This is a genomic window from Micromonospora eburnea, from assembly GCF_900090225.1.
In the GTDB taxonomy this organism is placed as follows: domain Bacteria; phylum Actinomycetota; class Actinomycetes; order Mycobacteriales; family Micromonosporaceae; genus Micromonospora; species Micromonospora eburnea.
In genome coordinates this window covers 2697184-2715557 of sequence record NZ_FMHY01000002.1, presented here as the reverse complement: position 1 = coordinate 2715557, position 18374 = coordinate 2697184, and the positions used below count along the sequence as shown (strand labels likewise).

18 protein-coding genes are annotated in these 18374 nt (G+C 73.7%); 6 read left to right on the top strand and 12 right to left on the bottom strand.

The features are described 5' to 3' along the window. Nucleotides 1-74: 74 nt before the first annotated feature. Together GA0070604_RS12790 and GA0070604_RS12785 are read right to left on the bottom strand one after the other, a co-directional pair. Nucleotides 75-740, bottom strand: a complete 666-nt coding sequence (locus GA0070604_RS12790; RefSeq protein WP_091118158.1) for a response regulator — start codon at nt 738-740, stop codon at nt 75-77. Continuing rightward, the gene (locus GA0070604_RS12785; RefSeq protein WP_091118157.1) at nt 737-1966 is read right to left on the bottom strand and encodes a sensor histidine kinase; all 1230 of its coding nucleotides are present in this window, start codon (nt 1964-1966) and stop codon (nt 737-739) included. Before GA0070604_RS12785 ends, GA0070604_RS12790 begins: the two co-directional genes overlap by 4 nt. A 220-nt stretch (nt 1967-2186) precedes the next feature. Here GA0070604_RS12785 and GA0070604_RS12780 point away from each other — a divergent pair, with 220 nt between their 5' ends. Beyond that, complete coding sequence (locus GA0070604_RS12780; protein WP_244161866.1) at nt 2187-2885, top strand: class I SAM-dependent methyltransferase; 699 nt, start codon at nt 2187-2189, stop codon at nt 2883-2885. Between the two features lie 78 nt (nt 2886-2963). Here the strand turns inward: GA0070604_RS12780 and GA0070604_RS12775 are convergent, their stop codons facing one another. From GA0070604_RS12775 to GA0070604_RS12740, 8 genes are all read right to left on the bottom strand, one after another. Next, nucleotides 2964-3896 (bottom strand): PfkB family carbohydrate kinase, encoded by a 933-nt coding sequence (locus GA0070604_RS12775; protein ID WP_244161865.1) that lies wholly within the window; start codon nt 3894-3896, stop codon nt 2964-2966. 40 nt (nt 3897-3936) lie between these two features. After that, a complete protein-coding gene (locus GA0070604_RS12770; RefSeq protein ID WP_244161864.1) occupies nt 3937-4416 on the bottom strand; it encodes a DUF1203 domain-containing protein in 480 nt (159 codons plus the stop codon). 64 nt (nt 4417-4480) lie between these two features. Next, nucleotides 4481-5305 carry a MerR family transcriptional regulator gene (locus GA0070604_RS12765; protein ID WP_091118155.1) on the bottom strand — a complete coding sequence of 275 codons (825 nt, stop codon included), beginning with the start codon at nt 5303-5305 and terminating at the stop codon, nt 4481-4483. Nucleotides 5306-5358: 53 nt separating this feature from the next. Next, a complete protein-coding gene (locus tag GA0070604_RS12760) occupies nt 5359-6324 on the bottom strand; it encodes a hypothetical protein (protein ID WP_091118154.1) in 966 nt (321 codons plus the stop codon). Between the two features lie 131 nt (nt 6325-6455). After that, complete coding sequence (locus GA0070604_RS12755; RefSeq protein WP_091118153.1) at nt 6456-7250, bottom strand: isocitrate lyase/PEP mutase family protein; 795 nt, start codon at nt 7248-7250, stop codon at nt 6456-6458. Beyond that, nucleotides 7247-8299 (bottom strand): cytochrome P450, encoded by a 1053-nt coding sequence (locus GA0070604_RS12750; protein WP_244161863.1) that lies wholly within the window; start codon nt 8297-8299, stop codon nt 7247-7249. The genes GA0070604_RS12755 and GA0070604_RS12750 overlap by 4 nt, the downstream gene beginning before the upstream one ends. A 197-nt stretch (nt 8300-8496) precedes the next feature. After that, the gene (locus GA0070604_RS12745; RefSeq protein ID WP_091118151.1) at nt 8497-9237 is read right to left on the bottom strand and encodes an ArsR/SmtB family transcription factor; all 741 of its coding nucleotides are present in this window, start codon (nt 9235-9237) and stop codon (nt 8497-8499) included. A 41-nt stretch (nt 9238-9278) separates the two neighbouring features. Continuing rightward, nucleotides 9279-9812, bottom strand: a complete 534-nt coding sequence (locus tag GA0070604_RS12740) for a 2'-5' RNA ligase family protein (protein ID WP_091118150.1) — start codon at nt 9810-9812, stop codon at nt 9279-9281. A gap of 217 nt (nt 9813-10029) precedes the next feature. Here GA0070604_RS12740 and GA0070604_RS12735 point away from each other — a divergent pair, with 217 nt between their 5' ends. Together GA0070604_RS12735 and GA0070604_RS12730 are read left to right on the top strand one after the other, a co-directional pair. Beyond that, a complete protein-coding gene (locus tag GA0070604_RS12735) occupies nt 10030-10458 on the top strand; it encodes a nucleoside deaminase (RefSeq protein WP_244161862.1) in 429 nt (142 codons plus the stop codon). Nucleotides 10459-10540: 82 nt separating this feature from the next. After that, nucleotides 10541-12262, top strand: coding sequence for a DEAD/DEAH box helicase (locus tag GA0070604_RS12730; RefSeq protein ID WP_091118149.1), 1722 nt, complete (start codon nt 10541-10543; stop codon nt 12260-12262). A gap of 146 nt (nt 12263-12408) precedes the next feature. Here GA0070604_RS12730 and lon read toward each other — a convergent pair whose 3' ends face one another. Further along, entirely contained in the window at nt 12409-14745 is a 2337-nt protein-coding gene (lon, locus tag GA0070604_RS12725) for an endopeptidase La (protein WP_091118148.1), read from the bottom strand. 246 nt (nt 14746-14991) lie between these two features. On the opposite strand from lon, the gene GA0070604_RS12720 reads away from it, so the two are divergent. Both GA0070604_RS12720 and GA0070604_RS12715 read left to right on the top strand, forming a co-directional pair. Beyond that, nucleotides 14992-15339, top strand: a complete 348-nt coding sequence (locus tag GA0070604_RS12720) for a histone-like nucleoid-structuring protein Lsr2 (RefSeq protein ID WP_091127071.1) — start codon at nt 14992-14994, stop codon at nt 15337-15339. A 237-nt stretch (nt 15340-15576) separates the two neighbouring features. After that, entirely contained in the window at nt 15577-16824 is a 1248-nt protein-coding gene (locus tag GA0070604_RS12715; protein ID WP_091118147.1) for an MDR family MFS transporter, read from the top strand. An 83-nt stretch (nt 16825-16907) separates the two neighbouring features. On the opposite strand, the gene GA0070604_RS12710 is transcribed toward GA0070604_RS12715, so the two are convergent. After that, complete coding sequence (locus GA0070604_RS12710) at nt 16908-17789, bottom strand: PDDEXK family nuclease (protein ID WP_244161861.1); 882 nt, start codon at nt 17787-17789, stop codon at nt 16908-16910. Between the two features lie 401 nt (nt 17790-18190). On the opposite strand from GA0070604_RS12710, the gene GA0070604_RS12705 reads away from it, so the two are divergent. Next, nucleotides 18191-18373, top strand: a complete 183-nt coding sequence (locus tag GA0070604_RS12705) for a hypothetical protein (RefSeq protein ID WP_091118146.1) — start codon at nt 18191-18193, stop codon at nt 18371-18373. Nucleotide 18374 lies beyond the last annotated feature (1 nt).

Sequence of the window (18374 nt, the reverse complement as noted above, 5' to 3'; positions counted from 1 at the left end):
TGCGCGCTCGACCTCGGTACGCCCCGGGTCGCCCCCGACCGGGTGAACCCGTACGACCCAGGTCGTACCCCGGGTCAGCCGCCCGGGGTGACCAGGCCGCTCTCGTACGCCAGCACCACCGCCTGCACCCGGTCGCGGAGCTGTAGCTTCGCCAGGATCCGGCCGACATGCGTCTTCACCGTCGCCTCCGCGACGTGCACCCGGACGGCGATCTCCGCGTTGGACAGCCCCTGCGCGACGAGCAGCAGCACCTCCCGTTCCCGCTCGGTGAGCTGCGCCAACCGGGGGTCCTCGGTGGGGCCGGGGCCGAGCTGGCCGGCGAACCGGTCCAGCAGCCGCCGGGTGATCGACGGGGCCACCACCGAGTCGCCCTCGGCGACCACCCGGATCGCGACGAGCAGTTCCTCCGGCGGGACGTTCTTGAGCAGGAATCCGCTGGCCCCCGCCTGGAGCGCGGCGAACGCGTCCGCCTCGGTGTCGAAGGTGGTGAGCACCAGCACCCGGGGACGGCCGGCGGGCGGTCGTGCGCAGATCCGCCGGGTCGCCTCCACCCCGTCCATGGTCGGCATCCGCAGATCCATCACCACCACGTCGGCCTCGACCCGGTCGAGCACCCGCAGCGCGTCGGCGCCGTCGATCGCCTCGCCGACCACCGCCAGGTCCGGCTGGGAGTCCAGCACCATGCGGAACCCGGCGCGGACCAGCGCCTGATCGTCGACGATCACCACGCGGACCGTCATGCTGCCGCCTCCCCCTGCTCGGTGTCCGGCACCGACGGTAGCGGCAGCCGCGCCTCGACCCGCCAGCCCCCGGCCAGCGTGGGGCCGGCGGTGAGGGTGCCGTCGTACACCCCGACCCGCTCGCGCATGCCGACCAGGCCGTGCCCGCCGGACGGCGCCGGCCGGACCACCGGGCGGCCGCGCCCGTCGTCCACGGCCCGGACCACGACGGTGGTCGCGGACCAGTCCAGGCTCAGCTCGACCGACGCGCCCACCCCGGCGTGCTTGAGCGCGTTGGTCAACGACTCCTGCACCACGCGGTAGACGGTCAGTTCCAGGCCCGGCGGCAGGGGCACCGGGTCGCCCTTGGTGGCGTGGCCGACCCGCAGGCCGGCGGCGCGGAAGCGGTCCAGCAGGGCGGGCAGCTCCACCAGCGCCGGCCGGCGGTGCGCCGGCTCGTCGGGGTCGGCCACCGCGTCCGGCGCGGCCACCGGCTCCGGCCGGCTCGGCTCCCGCAGTACGCCCACCAGCCGGCGCATCTCCTCCAGCGCCTGCCGGCCGGTGTCCGCCACCACCTTGGCCGCCTCCCGCGCGGTGGCCGGATCGCGGTCCATGGTGAACCGGACCCCGTCGGCCTGCACGATCATCACCGCCATGCTGTGCGCGACCACGTCGTGCAGCTCCCTGGCGATCCGGGTACGCTCCTCGGCCACCGCCGCCCGGGCCTCCGCCTCCCGTTCGCGTTCGAGGGTGGCCGCCCGCTCCTCCAGGCTCAGCACGTAGAGCCGGCGGGTCCGCACGTTCAGCCCCATCAGCCACACCACGCCGGTGACCGTCCCGAACCAGATCGCGTTGGCCCACCAGAGCCCCGGCCCGCGCATCTGGAGCGCGGCCAGCACCACCCCGACCGCGGCCACGGCTCCGGCGATCACCCCGTCCCGCAGCCGGTCGGCGTACTTGATGACGCTGTAGAGGGCGATCAGCACGGCGATGTCGAAGCCGAGCGGGCCCCAGCGGAGGATCACCTGGGAGAGCGCCATGGCGCCCACCACCGCCGCCACCGCCGTCGGGTGGGTACGCCGGAACAGCAGGGCCAGCGCCATCCCGATCCCGACCAGGGTGGCATTCCAGCCGCCGGGCTGGGCGACGACCCCGGCGACGGCGAAGAGCGCCACCAGCCCGGAGACGGCGACGTCGAAGGCGACGCTGCGTAGCGGCCGACCAAAGATCCTGCGGTCCACGGTCACCCAGCGTACGGCGCGTTCTGGTCTTCGATGCCTCCCGTGGCCGCCGGCCCGGCGACGACGCGCCCCCTGATGCCGGCGATGATCCGCCGGTAACGCGGCTCGAACGTCCGTGGTGCGGGCGTAAAGAGCACTCCCAGCTGGGCAGGCCCAGCCATTCATGCCGCCGGGAGAACGTCAAGTAATTGTTGTCATTGCCAGCGTCATCGGTAACGATGTTGCGGTGAAGGCCGACCACTATGACAGTTTCGCGGAAAGCTACTCAACGGATAACGAGTCCAACCTCATTAACGGCTACTACGAACGCCCGGCGATGATCAATCTTGCCGGGGACGTCAACGGTCATCGAATCCTCGACGCCGGATGTGGCTCCGGGCCCCTGTCCGCGGCGCTGCGCGCGAAGGGCGCCATCGTGACCGGCTTCGACTCCAGCCCGGCGATGATCGAGCTGGCGCGGCAGCGGCTGGGCGAGAACGCGGCGCTGCACGTGGCCGACCTCAGCCAGCCACTCCCATTCCCCGACGGCGCGTTCGATGACGTCGTCGCATCCCTCGTTCTGCATTACCTGCGGGACTGGGCGGCACCCCTGGCCGAGTTGCGGCGCGTTCTGAAGCCAGGCGGCCGCCTCATTCTGTCGGTAAACCATCCCCTCGTCTACGAGGTGGCGTTTCCGAATTCCGACTACTTCGACACCGCACAGTATTCCGAGGAATACACCTTCAATGGCCAGAACGCGGTCCTGACGTTCTGGCATCGACCGTTGCACGCTATGACGGACGCGTTCACCGAGGCGGGCTTCCGTATCTCGGTCATCAGTGAACCGCCCGTCTCCCCCGACGCGCCGCGCGAGCTCTTCCCGCCCGAGCTCGGCGACCGGACGGCGTTTCTGTGCTTCATCTTCTTTGTCCTCGAAGCGAGCTGAGTTCCCGTTCCCACCGACGCCACCGACACGGCCGGGCGATGCCGGGCCCGTCAGGGCATCGCGAGGGCCGCGTCCGGATCAGCGGGCGGGGAGGCGGGCCAGTTGCGCGTCGATCGCCTCGGCGGTGAGGGCGGGCCGCCCGCCGGGATGGCCGACGGTCGCCCCGGCCGCCGCGACCGCGTACCGGGCGACGTGCTCGTGCGGGTCGCCGCGAAGCAGGCCGACGGTGAGCGCCGCGACGAAGGCGTCCCCGGCGCCGGTGGTGTCCACGGTGGGCGTGTCGCTCAGCGGCACGAAGACCTCGTCGTCCGGCCAGACGAAGGCGTTCCCCACCCCCGCCACCTCGACCGCGACCAGCGAGGGGCCCCGGGCGAGCAGCTTCCGGCCCGCCCGCAGGCCGGACTCGGCGTCCTTCGGCGGGTCGCCCACGAGCAGGCCCGCCTCCCGGGCGTCGGCACGCAGCACGTCGGCCAGGGCGAGCAGCTCCGCGCCGCCGCCCGGGTCGTCCGGCGCGCCGTCCAGCACCACCAGCCGGCCCGCCGCACGGGCATACCGGGCCGCCGCGAGCGCCGCCGGTAGCGGCTGCTGAAGCTGCACGAGTACGGCCCGAGCGGCGCCCAGCGCCTCGGCCGCCCCGGTCACGTCCGTCTCGGTCAGCAGGGTCGCCTCGGGGATGTCCTCCAGGTAGCGCCACCGGGCCCGGGCGTCCACCACGTCGACGATCAGCGCGCTGGGGGTGCCGGGCCGGCGCAGCACCGGGGCGACGTCGATCCCGTCGCTGCGGGCCTGGCCCAGCAGCCGGTCGCCGACCTCGTCCTCCCCGACCACGCCGAGCAGACCGACCCGTACGCCGAGCTGGGCGAGCCCGACGGCCTGGTTGGCCCCCTTGCCGCCGAGCAGTTCCCGCCGGCGGCGCACCGGTGTCGTACGGGAGGGGCCGGGCACCTCGTCCACCAGCAGGACGAGATCCCGGCACACCTGCCCCACCACGAGCGCGTCCAGTCCGCTCACGCCCGGCTGATACCCGGGCCACCGCCGGTCACGCCCCCACTCACCGGCCTCCCGTCCGCAGCACGGCGAACATGAAGCAGCCGTACACCACGTTGCGGCTGTGCAGGCGATCGACCGCCGGATCGGCCAACAGCTCGCCGATGACGGCCTCCGGGTCGCCGCCGTCGTGGAGCCGGCCGCCCACGATCCGGCCCCGGTGGTCGTACGCCCGGAGCACCTGGGGTCGCCCCCGCCATTCGGGCGGATACCCCGTGCCGTGGGCCGGACCGGGACAGTCGGCGTCGTGGGCGAAGACCGGCCCCACCTCCCGGTACGGGCCGGCCGGGAGCGGCGGGGCGTACCCGAAGAGGAGCAGCGGCTCGCCCACGACGCCGTCGCGCAGGCAGCAGCGCAGTGGTTCACCCCCTTCGGCGGTGAACCGCTGCGGCGGCTGGCCGGACACATCACGGCCGGCGTGTCGCACCGCGGCCAACGCCGCGGCCGGCATCGGCTGGATCAGGTACCCGTCTCGCGTCGTCACACGTCCAGCCTGGCCCGCCTCCCCCGGCGGGTGCTGGCGGCGATCGGACCTCGCGTTCCCGGCGTCAGCGGCGGGAGACCGGGATCTGGAGTTCCGTCACGCCCTTCTCCGGCTCCCCCTGGCAGTATTCGAGGTAGACCTCGCGGGCGTACCCCTCGGCCCGCCAGCCGTTCTCCTCGATCCAGCGGGCGAGCACCTGCATGCTGGCCTCGACCTCGTCCATCGACCCGTGGTGCACGAGGGTCGCGGCGGTGGGGACCGCCGGCAGGTCGACGATGGCGAAGTCCCGGGCGGCTCCCGAGTCGACGCTGACGGTCGCCCCGGCGTGCACGACGACCATCTCCCCGCCGCCCTCGGGTTCGTACCAGGCGATGGCCGGTCCGGTCGGGCGGACGTGCGCCTCGTCGAGCCGGCGGAACAGTTCCGGGTAGAGCGGTTGGATCGCCGGGCCGATGTCGGTCGGCTGGTAGCTGGCGGCGACGGCCGTCAGCTCCGCGATCCGCACCGCCGGAATCTCCTTCAGTACGACGTCCTCGGTGGTCATCCGATCCTCCGTTTCGAGCATCCGGAGCCTCGCCTCGATCCTGGCCAGCCGGGCGGTGTCGGCGGCGACCTGCGCCGCGAGCTGGGCTCGGCGCAACCGCAGCATTCCGCGCAGCTCGGCGGAGTCGACCTCGTCGTCGAGGACGGCCCGGACCTGGTCCAGGGTGAGCCCCAGGTCCTTCAGGGCGATCGCCCGGTTGAGCCGGCCCAACTGCGCTGCCCGGTAGTACCGGTAACCGGTGTGCGGGTCGACGACGGCCGGGCGGAGCAGCGCGATGCCGTCGTAGTGCCGAAGCATCCGGACCGACACCCGGCCGAGTGCGGCGAACTCTCCGATGGTGAACATGGCCCCCTCACGCTCGTCCCTGACACGGTGTCAGAGTCAAGCGCGGCGGCTCCTCACACCCCCAGCTCGGCCTCGTACGCCCGGCGGAACCGGCGACGGGCGGCGGGCGCGAGGCAGACGTGCCAGTATTGGCCCTCGTCGACCACGTTGATCTCACCGGCCTCCTGCCGGGCCAGCAGCAGGTCGGCCAGGGTGTCGCGGGTGCCGAAGCGGCGGAACCAGGTCAGTTCCAGGTCGGCCGCCCAGCCGAGGCAGTGGCTGCTGGGCACCATGCTCGCGTACCCGAGGCGGCGCAGCCGGAGCTGGTGCTCGGCGCTGCGAGCCAGGCTGGTGACCCACAGCGGCGGGGTGGCCGGCGGGGTGGCCAGGGCGAACTCCCGACCGATGTCGTTGAGCAGCGCCACCACCTCGCGCCGGGCCCGGCGGAACCTCAGCCCGGCGGTGCGCGGGGTCGCGCCCGGCAGCAGCCTCCGCCGGACCGCGCGCAGCCCACGGCCGGCGAGGGTCACGGGTTGCTCCTGGTAGCAGAAGGCGAGCAGGCCGCGCCGGCGCAGCCACTCCAGGTCGACCAGGTCGACGCTGCTGTCGACCTGCTGGTCGGTGAGGAGGGCCGGGGTGTCCCGCCACCACATCGCGTCGATACGGGAGAGCAGGTAGATGCGGACCAGCGCGGTGAGGTCGTGCGCCGCGCCGTGAGCGTCGAGTTGGTGGCGGGCCAGCTCCAACAGCAGGGTCTCCCGGGCGCCGACGAGCCCCTGCGGGGTGGCGTCGAGGACGGCGGCGATGGCCGGCTCGCGCAGCCGTTGGTCGAGCAGCACCTGACGGGCGGTGGTCGACGGGGCATCCGCCAGGGCACCGAGCTCGACCAGCAGCTCCGCCACCGCCGCCCGGTAGGCGGCCAGGTCGGGTGCCGCGGGGCCCGGACGACGGCCGGCGGCCGAGGGCAACCGGCGGCTGGGAGCGGTGGACGCGACGGCGGGCCCGGACTGCGGGCCAGAGCCTCCGCTGGGCACTCGCATGGTCGGGTCCCCTCTCCCGGCAGGACACGGCGTGACTTAAACCTGGACACACCGTAACCATCAAGATTGGCAGTTCCCCGAACAATCCTCCTATTCCCCCCTAAGGAAGACAGGCCGCCTTATCCAGAGCGTCAGCTACCGAATCGCCCCGTCAACTCCTGCACCCACCCGTACGAGGGCACGGCGGGCAGGTCGCCGGGCCGGTCCGCGCGCACCGCGTCCGCGACCGCCAGCACCGCGCCGAGGGCAGCCCGGAACAGCAGGGAACCGGTGCTGACCCGGGCCACCCCGAGCCGGCCCAACTCGGCCAGGCCGGGCCCACCCGGGCGGTACAACACGTTCAACGGCCGGCCGGCCTCCGCGGCGAGCAGCCCGACGGTGTCGTCCGGCGCACCGGGAACGAACAGGCCGTCGGCCCCTGCCTCCCGGTACGCCCGAGCCCGGAGCAGGGCATCGTCCAGCGGCTCGGGCACCCCGAGCCACCAGGCGTCGGTACGGGCGTTGACGAAGAGACCCGGCACGACGGTCTTCATCGCGGCGATTTTGGCAGCGGTCAGCTCCGGAGGCGCGAGGGAGCCGTCCGGACGGCCGTCCTCCAGGTTCACCCCCACCACACCGAGCGCGGCCAACTCGCCGACGTAGTCGGCCACCGCTGCCGGCTCGTCGCTGAAGCCGCCCTCGACATCGACGGTCAGCAGGACGGGCAGGTCGCGGAGCCGCCGGGCGAGATCGAGGTTCTCGGCCCGGGTGGCTCCGGCCGCGTCCGGCTTCCCGTCGGCCGCGGCGACCCCGAGACTGGTGGTGCCGACCGCCGGGTGCCCCTGCGCGGTGAGGGCTGCGGCGGAGGCGTGGTCCCAGGCGTTGGGCAGCAGCAACGGCTCGCCCGGCCGGTGCAGGGCGTGGAACGCGGCGGCGCGCTCGGTCATCGGACGGTCACCTCGATGCTGGTGGGGATGCGGAGGGTGGGGTGCGGCGCGTACTCGATCGTGGCCGCGGTGGGGTGGCAGCGGCGGCGCAGCACGTCGACCACGCCGCCGGCCAGGGCCAGGGCGTGCCGCTCGCCCGGACAGCCGCGGGGTCCGGTGCCGAAGGTCAGTGACCCGCCGGAGCGGCCGGGCCGGAAGCGGTCCGGCTCGGCGAACACGACCGGATCGCGGTTGGCCGCGCCGAAGTGAAGCAGCAGCGCGGCGTCGGGTTCGATCCCCCGTTCGCCGAGACATAGCGCGGCGGTGGCGACCCGCCGGGTGGCCCGCACGGGCGGGTCGAGGCGCAGCACCTCGGCCAGCAGGTCGCCGGTGGACACGCTCGCCGGCGCGGCGGGCAGGTGCCGGGCGGCGGCACCGATCAGACCGGCCGTGGCGTCGCAGGCCTGGACCAGCAGCCCGATCCGGTTCGCGGCGACCTCCGGCGGGGCCGGTGGCGACATCGCCAGCAGCGTTGCCACCGCCCCGTCGGCACGCGCCACCGCCGCCGGGTCCGCGCCGGGGTGGTAGGCAGCGGCCACCGTCACCACCGCCGGCCCGGCCGCCGTCGGATCGGCCAGCCCCAGCCGCGCCGCCAGCACCTCAAGGGGTACGCGCCGCGCCAGCCGGGCCATCACGTCGACCCGGGCCGATGCGGGCTGATCCGCCGCGCTGTCCGGTCCGCCCGGCGGGATGGTGAGGCCGTTCAGCGACTCCTCGGCCATCCGGGCGGCCGCCGCGCGCAGTTCGTCCGGATCGAGGCCGGCCAGCGCGGCGGTGCCGATCGCCCGGCGGGCGGGGTGCCGGTCCGGGTCGCTGAACCGGCTGACCGTCCCGCGCAGCCAGGCGAGGGTCCCGGGCGGCCCGCCGGACGCGGCGGGCACCACGCAACGCGGGTCGGTGAGCACCGCACGCACGTCGGCGTGCCGGGTGACCACCCAGCCGCCGTCGACGGGTACGGGCGGTCCGCACGCGGGCGTGTCGGGCGGGGCAGCTATCGACGGCCAACTCATCGCCCGACCGTAGGCCCCATTTCCTTCGGCCCCGGCCGAACTGTCCCGACCCACCGCCACCGGGGTGGTCCGGCTTGATCGCCGCCGTGTGCGGCATGTGGTCGTCTCGGTCGGCCCGGTGACCGCCATCTGCGGGAAGCGGAGTCGATCATCGCCCGAAGCCGACCAAAGGCGGCCAGGTGTGGTGGCGGTGGGCGTCAGGCGCGATGGGCCGCGGTGTCGCGGGGCGGGGCCAGCTCGGCCGGGGCGATGCCGAGGGCGGCGGCCAGGGCGGGGCGGCCGGCCGGGGTGAGGCGGATCGCGCGGCCGGTGCCACGTACCGTCCAGCCAAGATCGAGAAAGCGCTGGCACAGTGCCGCGCCGAGCGCCCCGGCCAGGTGCGGGCGTCGCTCGGTCCAGTCCAGGCACTCGCGGACCAGGGGTCGCCGACCGGCCCGCAGCGGCTCGACCGGCACGCCGATCCCGGCCAGCCACGCCACCCCGTCCGGCGTGACCGCCGGCCCGCCCGTCCGGTCCAGCACACCCCGAGCCAGCAGCGTGTCGTACACCAGCACGCCGAGCCGGCCGGCCAGGTGGTCGTAGCAGGTCCGGGCGTACGCCAGGGCGGCGGCGGCCGACACGGCGCGCAACGTGCGGGGTGGGGCCGGCGGGGCGGGAGCGTGGCCGGCCAGATCCTCGACGAGCTGGGCGACCGACGGGCCGGCAAGGCGGACGTACCGGTGCCGGCCCTGCCGCTCCTCCACCAGCAGCCCGCCGCGCACCAGCCGGGTGAGGTGGTCACTCGCGGTCGACGGGGCGACTCCGGCGGACCGGGCCAGCTCCCCCGCCGTCCAGGCCCGCCCGTCCAGCAGCGCCAGGCAGAAGCTGGCGCGGGTACGGTCGGCGAGCAGCGCGGCGAGCCCGGCCAGCGAGCGGCCGTCGGTGCCGGTCGTGGTCATGCCCCATGGTGGCACGCGACGAACGGCGCGGGCCGGCCGGATCAGCTGGGCAGGAGAGGGCCCGCCGGGGCCAGGTCGCTGACCGTCCGGGTGTCGCTGTCGTAGCTGCGCGCCGCGACGAACTCCCCGGCGGGGCGGTCGAGCCCGGCCACCGCCCGGGCTCTGCGCCGGTCGCCGTCCCGGAACCGCAGGGCCAGGCTCAGGTGCGGAATCCAGCGCCCCGGCAGGTGCCACGGGCGCGGGCCGGGTGCCTCGGCGAGCACGTCCCAGACCGCGCCGTGCAGGGCTATCAGCTGCGGCGCGGGCCGGACCAGCCAGACCAGCGGGGCGCTCCCGTCGAGCACCGCCACCCGGTCGACCCGGACGGGCAGGGGCAGCACCGCGGCGCAGAGGTCGGCGAGGCGCTGCTCGGCCCCGGGCGGAAACTCGTCGACCGAGGCAAGGGTCAGGTGCGGGCGGTTGGTGGGGTGGGCGTTGCGCGCCAGGCTGGGCAGCCCCGCCTCGGCCAGCCGGTGCCAGGCGGCCCGTACCGTCCCCTCCAGCTCCGGCGAGCAGAGCAGTTCGACCGTACGCACGACGCCAGGCTAATCGTCACAGGTGCGCCACGACGCCCCATGGGGGATGCTCTCGGCATGAGCGAGCGTCAGCGAGCGAATCATCAACACAGCGCGGTAATGCCTCATGACGACGCCGAGCGCAGCGAGGCGACGGCATGAGCGAGCGTCAGCGAGCGAATCATCAACACAGCGCGGTAATGCCTCATGACGACGCCGAGCGCAGCGAGGTGACGGCATGAGCGTGCTGACCGAGACCGACGAACGCCACCTGCGCCGGGCCATCGAACTGGCCGCCGTCGCCGGGGAAGCGGGGGATGGCCCGTTCGGGTCGCTGCTGGTCGACGCCGAGGGGCGGGTGCTGGCCGAGGAGGTCAACACCGAGCGCACCGACGACGACATCTCCGCGCATCCGGAACTGAAGCTGGCCCGCTGGGCGGCCCGGGAACTGGGCGCCGAGGCGGCCGCGGTCGCCACCATGTACACGAGCTGCCAGCCGTGCGGCATGTGTGCGACGGCGATCGAGCGCTCCGGCCTGGGCCGGGTGGTGTACGCGCTCAGCACCGAGCAACTGGCGGCGCTGCGTCCGGCACCGGCGCCCACCCCGGTCGCGTACGCCGGTCCGGCGCTGCTCGCCGAGGCCCGCGTACCGTTCGAGGCGGGCTGACCCCAGCCCCCGGAACGTGGCCGGGCCGACGGTTGTGCCGGTCGCCGCGACCGCCCGCCGGCGGTGATGAAAGGCTTGGCGCATGAGTTCCGCACCAACGCCCACCGACGCCACCATCCCCGACGACGCCGACGCGGCGCCCGCCTTCGCGGATCTCGGGCTGCGCGCCGAACTGCTGGGCGCGCTGTCCGCGCTCGGCTACGAGGAGCCCACCCCGATCCAGCGGGAGGCGATCCCACCCCTGCTCGCCGGCCGGGACCTGCTTGGGCAGGCGGCGACGGGCACGGGCAAGACGGCCGCCTTCGCCCTGCCGTTGCTACAGCGGATGCCCGACGAACGCACGGGCGGGGATCCGACGTCGCTGGTGCTGGTGCCTACCCGGGAGCTGGCGGTGCAGGTCTCCGAGGCGTTCCACCGGTACGGCAAGGACCTCGGCACCCGGGTCCTGCCGATCTACGGCGGCCAGCCGATCGGCCGGCAGTTGCGCGCCCTCGACCTGGGTGTGGACGTGGTGGTGGCGACGCCGGGCCGGGCGCTGGACCATATCGCGCGGGGCACCCTGCGGCTGGGTTCGCTGGCCACGGTGGTGCTGGACGAGGCCGACGAGATGCTCGACATGGGTTTCGCCGAGGACATCGAGGCGATCCTGGAGCACGCCCCCGCCGAACGGCAGACGGTGCTCTTCTCGGCGACCATGCCGACGCGTATCGACGGACTGGCCCGCCAGCACCTGACCGACCCGGTGCGCATCCAGATCGAACGCGAGCAGCCGGTGGCCGGCGAGGCACCCCGGGTGCGGCAGAGCGCGTACATCGTGGCGCGGGCGCACAAACCGGCCGCGCTGGGCCGGGTGCTGGACGTGGAGTCGCCGACCGCGGCGATCGTGTTCTGCCGCAGCCGGGAGGAGGTGGACCGACTCACCGAGACGATGAACGGCCGGGGCTACCGGGCCGAGGCGCTGCACGGCGGGATGAGCCAGGAGCAGCGGGACCGGGTGATGGGCCGGCTGCGCTCGGGCACCGCCGACCTGCTGGTGGCCACCGACGTGGCGGCCCGCGGGCTGGACGTCGAGCAGCTCAGCCACGTCGTCAACTACGACGTCCCCTCGGCGCCGGAGTCGTACGTGCACCGGATCGGCCGAGTGGGCCGGGCCGGCCGGGAGGGCGTGGCGATCACCCTCGCGGAGCCGCGCGAGCATCGGATGCTCAAGACCATCGAGCGGGTCACCGGCCAGCGGATCACGGTCGACAAGATCCCGACGGTGGCGGATCTGCGGACCCGGCGGCTGGAGCTGACCCAGGCGGCGCTGCGGGAGTCGCTGCTGGAGGACGACCTGGAGCCGTTCCGGGCGATCGTGGAGTCTCTGACCGACGAGTTCGACATGATGGAGGTCGCGCTCGCCGCGGTGCGGCTGGCCCACGAGGCGACCCTCCCCGGCACAGCCGACGAGGAGGAGGAGATCCCGCAGGTCACGGTCCGCCCGCCGCGGGAGCAGCGCGGGTACGAGGGCCGGGAGCGACGCCCCGCGGGACGCCCCCGCCCCGGCGGTACGACCCAGGTGTTCATCGGCCTGGGCCGGCGGGCCGGGGTGCGCCCGCAGGATCTGGTCGGGGCGATCACCGGGGAGACCCAGGTCAGCGGGCGGGACATCGGCTCGATCGAGATCGCCGACCGGTTCTCCCTGGTGGAGGTCCCGTACGCGGTCGCCGACGAGGTGATCCGGGGGCTGCGCGGCAGCACCATCAAGGGCCGCAAGGCGACCGTACGCCGGGATCGGGACGGCGACGGCCGCGACCGCCGGTAAGGAAGGGCCCCTTCTTAACGCATTCGGTAGAGGAAGGGCCCCTTCTTAACACTCTGGGCCACACCTGGACCGGGTGCTCCATGAGCGTGGTTAAGAGGGGCCCCCTGCTCTGCACCAGGCGTTAACAGGGGGCCCCTCCTTACACCTCAGGCCGCGGTGAGGGGCTGGCCGCCGAGCGTCTCCGCGTCGACGTCGGCCGGGCGCAGCGCCAGGGCGAGCACGTCGGCGACGTCGGCGAGGGTGTGGATGGTCAACGCCTCGCGTACCTCGGTGGGCAGGTCGTCGAGGTCCGGCTCGTTGCGCTTCGGGATGATCACCTCGGTCAGGCCGGCCCGGTGGGCGGCGAGCAGCTTCTGCTTCACGCCGCCGATGGGCAGCACCCGGCCGGAGAGGGTCACCTCGCCGGTCATCCCGAACTCGGGGCGCACCGGCCGGCCGGTAACCAGGGAGGCCAGCGCGGTCACCATGGTGATGCCGGCACTCGGGCCGTCCTTCGGCACCGCGCCGGCCGGGACGTGCAGGTGGATCCGCCGCCCGGCGAGGGCGTTCGGGTCCAGCCCGAACCGCCGCCCGTTCGACCGCAGGTACGACCACGCGATGTGCGCGGACTCCTTCATCACGTCGCCGAGCTGGCCGGTCAGGGTCAGGCCCGGTTCGCCCGCCATGCTGGTCGCCTCGATGAAGAGCACGTCGCCGCCGGCGCCGGTGACCGCCAGTCCGGTGGCCACGCCGGGCACCGCGGTCCGCTCCGCCGATTCCGGGGTGAACTTCGGCCGGCCCAGGTAGCGGGTCAGGTTGTCGTCGTCCACCCGGACCGGTGCCGGGTCGGTGGCCAGGGCCACGGCGACCTTGCGCAGGATCTTGGCGAGGGCCCGTTCGAGCTGCCGTACGCCGGCCTCCCGGGTGTGTTCCCCCGCGATCCGGGCCAGCGCCTCGTCGGTGACGGTCACCTCGTCGGCGGTCAGCCCGGCCCGCTCCCGCTGCCGGGGCAGCAGGTGGTCCCGGGCGATGGCCACCTTCTCGTCCTCGGTGTAGCCGTCGAGGGCGACCAGCTCCATCCGGTCCAGCAGCGGGCCGGGGATGGCCTCCACCACGTTGGCGGTGGCCAGGAAGAGCACGTCGGACAGGTCGAGGTCGACCTCGAGGTAGTGGTCGCGGAAGGTGTGGTTCTGCGCCGGGTCGAGCACCTCCAGCAGGGCTGCGGCCGGGTCGCCGGAGTAGCCGGCGGCCAGCTTGTCGACCTCGTCGAGGAGCACGACCGGGTTCATCGAACCCGCCTCGAGCAGCGCGCGGACGATCCGGCCGGGCAGCGCGCCGACGTAGGTGCGCCGGTGACCGCGGATCTCCGCCTCGTCGCGGACGCCGCCGAGGGAGACCCGGACGAAGTTGCGGCCCAGCGCCCGGGCGACGGACTCGCCGAGGCTGGTCTTGCCGACGCCGGGTGGGCCGGCGAGGGCGAGCACCGCGCCGGAGCCGCGGCCGCCGACCACGCCGAGGTTGCGTTCCGCGCGCCGGTTGCGCACCGCCAGGTATTCCAGGATGCGGTCCTTCACGTCGGCCAGGCCGGCGTGGTCGGCGTCGAGCACGGCGCGGGCCGCGGCCAGGTCGGTGTTGTCCTCGGTACGCGTGTTCCACGGCATCTCGAGGACGGTGTCGAGCCAGGTACGGATCCAGCCCGCCTCGGGCGAGGCGTCGCTGGCCCGCTCCAGCTTGCCGACCTCGCGCAGGGCCGCCTCGCGGACCTTCTCGGGCAGGTCGGCGGACTCGACGCGGGACCGGTAGTCGGCGGAGCCCTCGGGCTCGTCCTCGCCGAGCTCCTTGCGGATCGCGGCGAGCTGCTGGCGGAGCAGGAACTCCCGCTGCGACTTCTCCAGCCCCTCGCGGACGTCACTGTTGATCCGTTCGGTGACCTCCTGCTCGGCCAGGTGCTCCTTCACCCAGCCGACCAGCAGCTCCAGCCGGGCGGTGACGTCCGGCGCGGCGAGCAGTTCGGTCTTCTGCGCCAGGCTGAGCCAGGGCGCGTAGCCGGCGGCGTCGGCCAGTTCGGAGAGGTCGGTCATCCGTTCCATGGCGTCGATGACCTGCCAGGCGCCGCGCTGCTGGAGGACGGACGTCATCAGCGCGCGGTACTCGCGGGCGAGTTCCCGGGCCCGGCCGGCCGGGGATGGTTCGTCGAGTTCGGTCGCCTCGACCCAGAGCGCGGCGCCGGGTCCGGGCACGCCGGAACCGATCCGGGCGCGGGTGAGGCCGCGGATCACGGCGGCGGGCTCGCCGCTGGGCAGCCGGCCCACCTTCTCGATCGTGGCGATCACGCCGACGGGGCCGTAGTCGCCGTCGATGCGGGGAACGGCGAGGAGCTCCTTGTCGCCGCTGGCGCGGGCCGCGTCGACCGCGGCCTGGGTGGTCGGGTCGAGGGTCACCGGGATGACCATGCCGGGCAGCAGGACGGCGTCGGTCAGCGGAAGTACCGGAAGAGTTGCCATCGAACACCTGCCATCATCTTGAGTTGAGCGTGTCAGACTCAAGTAACAAGGCGTGGCCCTTGTTCCGGGTTGTGACTCACACCACTCCCCAACCGCCCGAGAGCGCCGCGCCACGCGTTGGCCCACCATTCCGGGCTATGGATTAGCCGACCCGCCGAATGGCGATCCGGCGGATATTGTTGCGAATTTGCCGCACCGTAGGTCAAACTCTTAGCCACACCCCGCCCGACTCAGGGAGCAATGGCGATGGCAAGGAAAGTAATCACTGTTCTGACCGACGACCTCGACGGCGGAAAGGCGGATCGGACCGTCGAGTTCGGTCTGGACGGCGTGGCCTACACGATCGACGTCTCCGACGAGAACGCCGGCGTCCTGCGCAAGGCCCTGGACCCGTACATCAGCGCTGGCAGGCGGATCGGTCGCGGACCGGTGGAGAGCGTACGCACGGCGCGCCGCACGGCCCGCGCGGCCACCTCCGGAATGGACCGGGAGCAGAACCGCGCCATCCGGGAATGGGCCACGAAGAACGGCTACGAGATTTCCGAGCGGGGCCGGATCCCCGTCTCGGTGGTGGAGGCGTACAAGAACCGCTGAGCCTCCCGGTTCACCGTCGGGCACGCCGGGGTCACGCTGAGAAATCAGCGGGGCCCCGGTTGGCTTTTTCGTCGTTCACAATTTTCATCGATGACATGCTCGCCGGCATCCATTGCCGCAGTCGCACAGTGAGCGGCGCCACCATCATCACCCCGAGACCGACCTCGTGTCGTACCTCTAGGTTGTAATGACCGGCATGGCCAGTGGTCATTACACAAGCAAGCACGGGGGTAGCGCATGGCAGGCTGGTGGCGACAGACCGGAGGCGGCCTGCCCCGCACGTTCTGGTATCTCTGGGCCTCCACCCTGATCAACCGGCTGGGCAGCTTCGTCGCCATCTACCTCGGCGTCTACCTGGTCTCGGTGCGCCACTTCGACCCGTCGTACGCCGGGATGGTGATCGGGTTGCACGGGGCGGGCAGCGCGCTCGGCACGCTGCTCGGCGGCATCGTCGCGGACCGGTGGGGGCGGCGGCCGGCGATGCTTTCCGGCAACGTCGCCGCGGCGGCGACCGCGCTCGGGCTGGGACTGACCGACCGACCGGTCGCCATCGCGGCGCTCACCCTGACCCTCGGGCTCTTCCTCGGCGTGGCCCGGCCGGCGTTCACCGCCACCATCATCGACGTGGTCGGCGAGCGCGACCGGCTGCGGGCGCTGACCCTGAACTACTGGGCGATCAACATCGGGTTCTCGGTGGCCGCGACCGTCGCCGGCGTGCTGATCCGGGCCGAGCCGCTGCTGCTCTTCGTGCTCAACGCGGCCGTGCTGCTCGGCACCGCCGCCCTGATCGCGCTCAAGGTGCCCGAGTCCCGGCCCGCGCCGGAGACGGTCGGGCAACGCGACCGAGCCGACCGGGGCGGCCTCGGCACGGTGCTGCGCGACCGGGTCTTCCTCACCTTCACCGCGCTGACCGGGTTGATCTGGCTCTGCATCGAGGCGAACGCCATGCTGCCGGTGGCGTTGCGGGCCGACGGACTGCCCGCGTCGGCGTACGGGCCGGTCATCGCGGTGAACGGGCTGATGATCGTGGCGGGCCAGCTGTTCGTGCCTCGGCTGATCGCCCGCTTCGACCGCTCCCGCACCATCGCGGTGGCGGCGGTGGTGATCGGCGCCGGGTTCGCGGTCACCGCCATGGCCGACACCATCCTGCTCTACGGCCTCAGCGTGCTGGTCTGGACCCTCGGCGAGATGATGATGACGCCCGCCAACTCGGCGCTCACCGCCGACCTCTCCCCGGCCGCGCAACGCGGCCGTTACCAGGGCGTCTACTCACTCGGCTACGCCTTCGCCAGCTTCGCCGGCCCGACCGTGGGCGGCCTGGTCACCAGCCGGTTCGGCGACACCGTGCTCTGGCTCGGGCTGGGTGGGCTGGCCCTGCTGGTGGCGTTGGGCAACCTGCTCGCCGGTCCGGCGCGTACCCGACAGATCGAGGGGCTGCGGGCGCCCGCGCCGGACCCGGCCCGACCGGTGCCCGCGCCGGTGTGACCCGCCCCGCCGGGAAGGGCCAGCCGGGAAGGGCCGGGCCACCCAGCCGGACGTCCGCGCCCCGGGTCAGCCCGCGCGGTGGCTCAGTCCGCCCAGAGGTGGTCGAAGGCGAAGCCGCCGTCCAGCTCGTCGCGCCGGGCGGCCAGCCCCCGGATACGCTGGCGCAGCTCGTCCCGGTCGACCAGCGACGGCTCGACGGCGTCGAGGTCACGTAGCCGTTCCCCCACCGCCACGGCGGCCAGGTCCTCGGCGAGCCGGCCCGGGTCCACCCCGCAGGAGAACCGCTGCACGTAGAGTTCGACCCGTTCGACCAGGCACCGGCCGGGCCGCACCTCGATCCAGCTCCACCCCTCGGCCGCGCCGCCCGTCCACCGCACGTGCAGGCCGCGCACGATCGGGTCGGCGAGGCGTCGCTCGACGTACGCGTCGACCGCGGCGGCCCGAGCCAGCGCCCCGAGGTCGTTCACCGGCCCGCTGCGCCCGTCGGGCAGCCGGCCGACGATCTCCCGGAACCCGACGGCGTCCCCGCTCTCCGGCCCCGAGCCGGCGGCGTAGCTCCGCGCGTCGATGACGTACTCGGCGAGACGCCGGGCGTGTTCGGCACCGCGCAGCGTCGACGACTCGACCCGCAGCAGCGGCAGGCCGACGGCGGCGCAGACCACACTGGTCATCCGCTCGGCGCGGCGGGCGGCGGAACCGGCGGGCGCCGGCGGGGAGACCTGCACGGCGAAGACCGGACGGCCGGTGTCGGCCGCGCAGACCACCTGGTCGAAGCCCTCCCGCAGGGCAGTGCTCCACTGGTGCCCGGTCACACCCGGCGGCCGCCCCTGCACCAGCTCACCCAGCCGTCGCGAGGCGTACGCGAGATGACCGGCGCGGGTGCGGAGCGGGGCGTTCCCCGCCGTCACCGGACGCAGCCAGGAAGCCGCCACGCTGCCGCTGCTCGTCATCTTCGCCAGACCCATCCGTCGCTCGATCGACGCCCGAGTGTAGGCGGTCGATCATGGACGGCGCGCACCCGGTGTGCTGGAACCGACCGGTTCGGACCGTCACCGGCCGGTTGTTCCATTCCGATCCGGGCTGGCCGGGGGTCGTGCCGTTCGTCGCCTTTCCGCGGCTGTCTGGGCGGCCGGTCGCAGGGCTCCTTCCGGGCCTGCCCGCCTTGTCCCCGGCTGGACCATGCTCGACTCCAGGTGCGGGATTCTGGCGGTCTCGCCGGGTCCGGTTACCGCCAGTTGCGCCGAATGGAGGTGGAAGAATGCCCGGCTCCGACGTGAGCGACCGCTGCCGGTGGGGCGCGATGACTGCGCGGCGTGGGAACGGGTACCCGCCCGTCCGGTCGAGTCGCCGCTGAGCGGAGGTGGACATGACGCGGCAACAGTTCGGGTTCCTCGCCGGGTTCCTGCTGGTGGCGGTCTGGGCGCTCGGCGGAATCGGCGCCGCAGCAGCAGCCGCCCTGGCCGGACTGGTCGGCTGGCTCCTGGTCCGGGTCCTCGACGGCGACGTGACCGCGCCCGGGTTCGCCGACCGCGCGGACCGGCGCCGGTGAG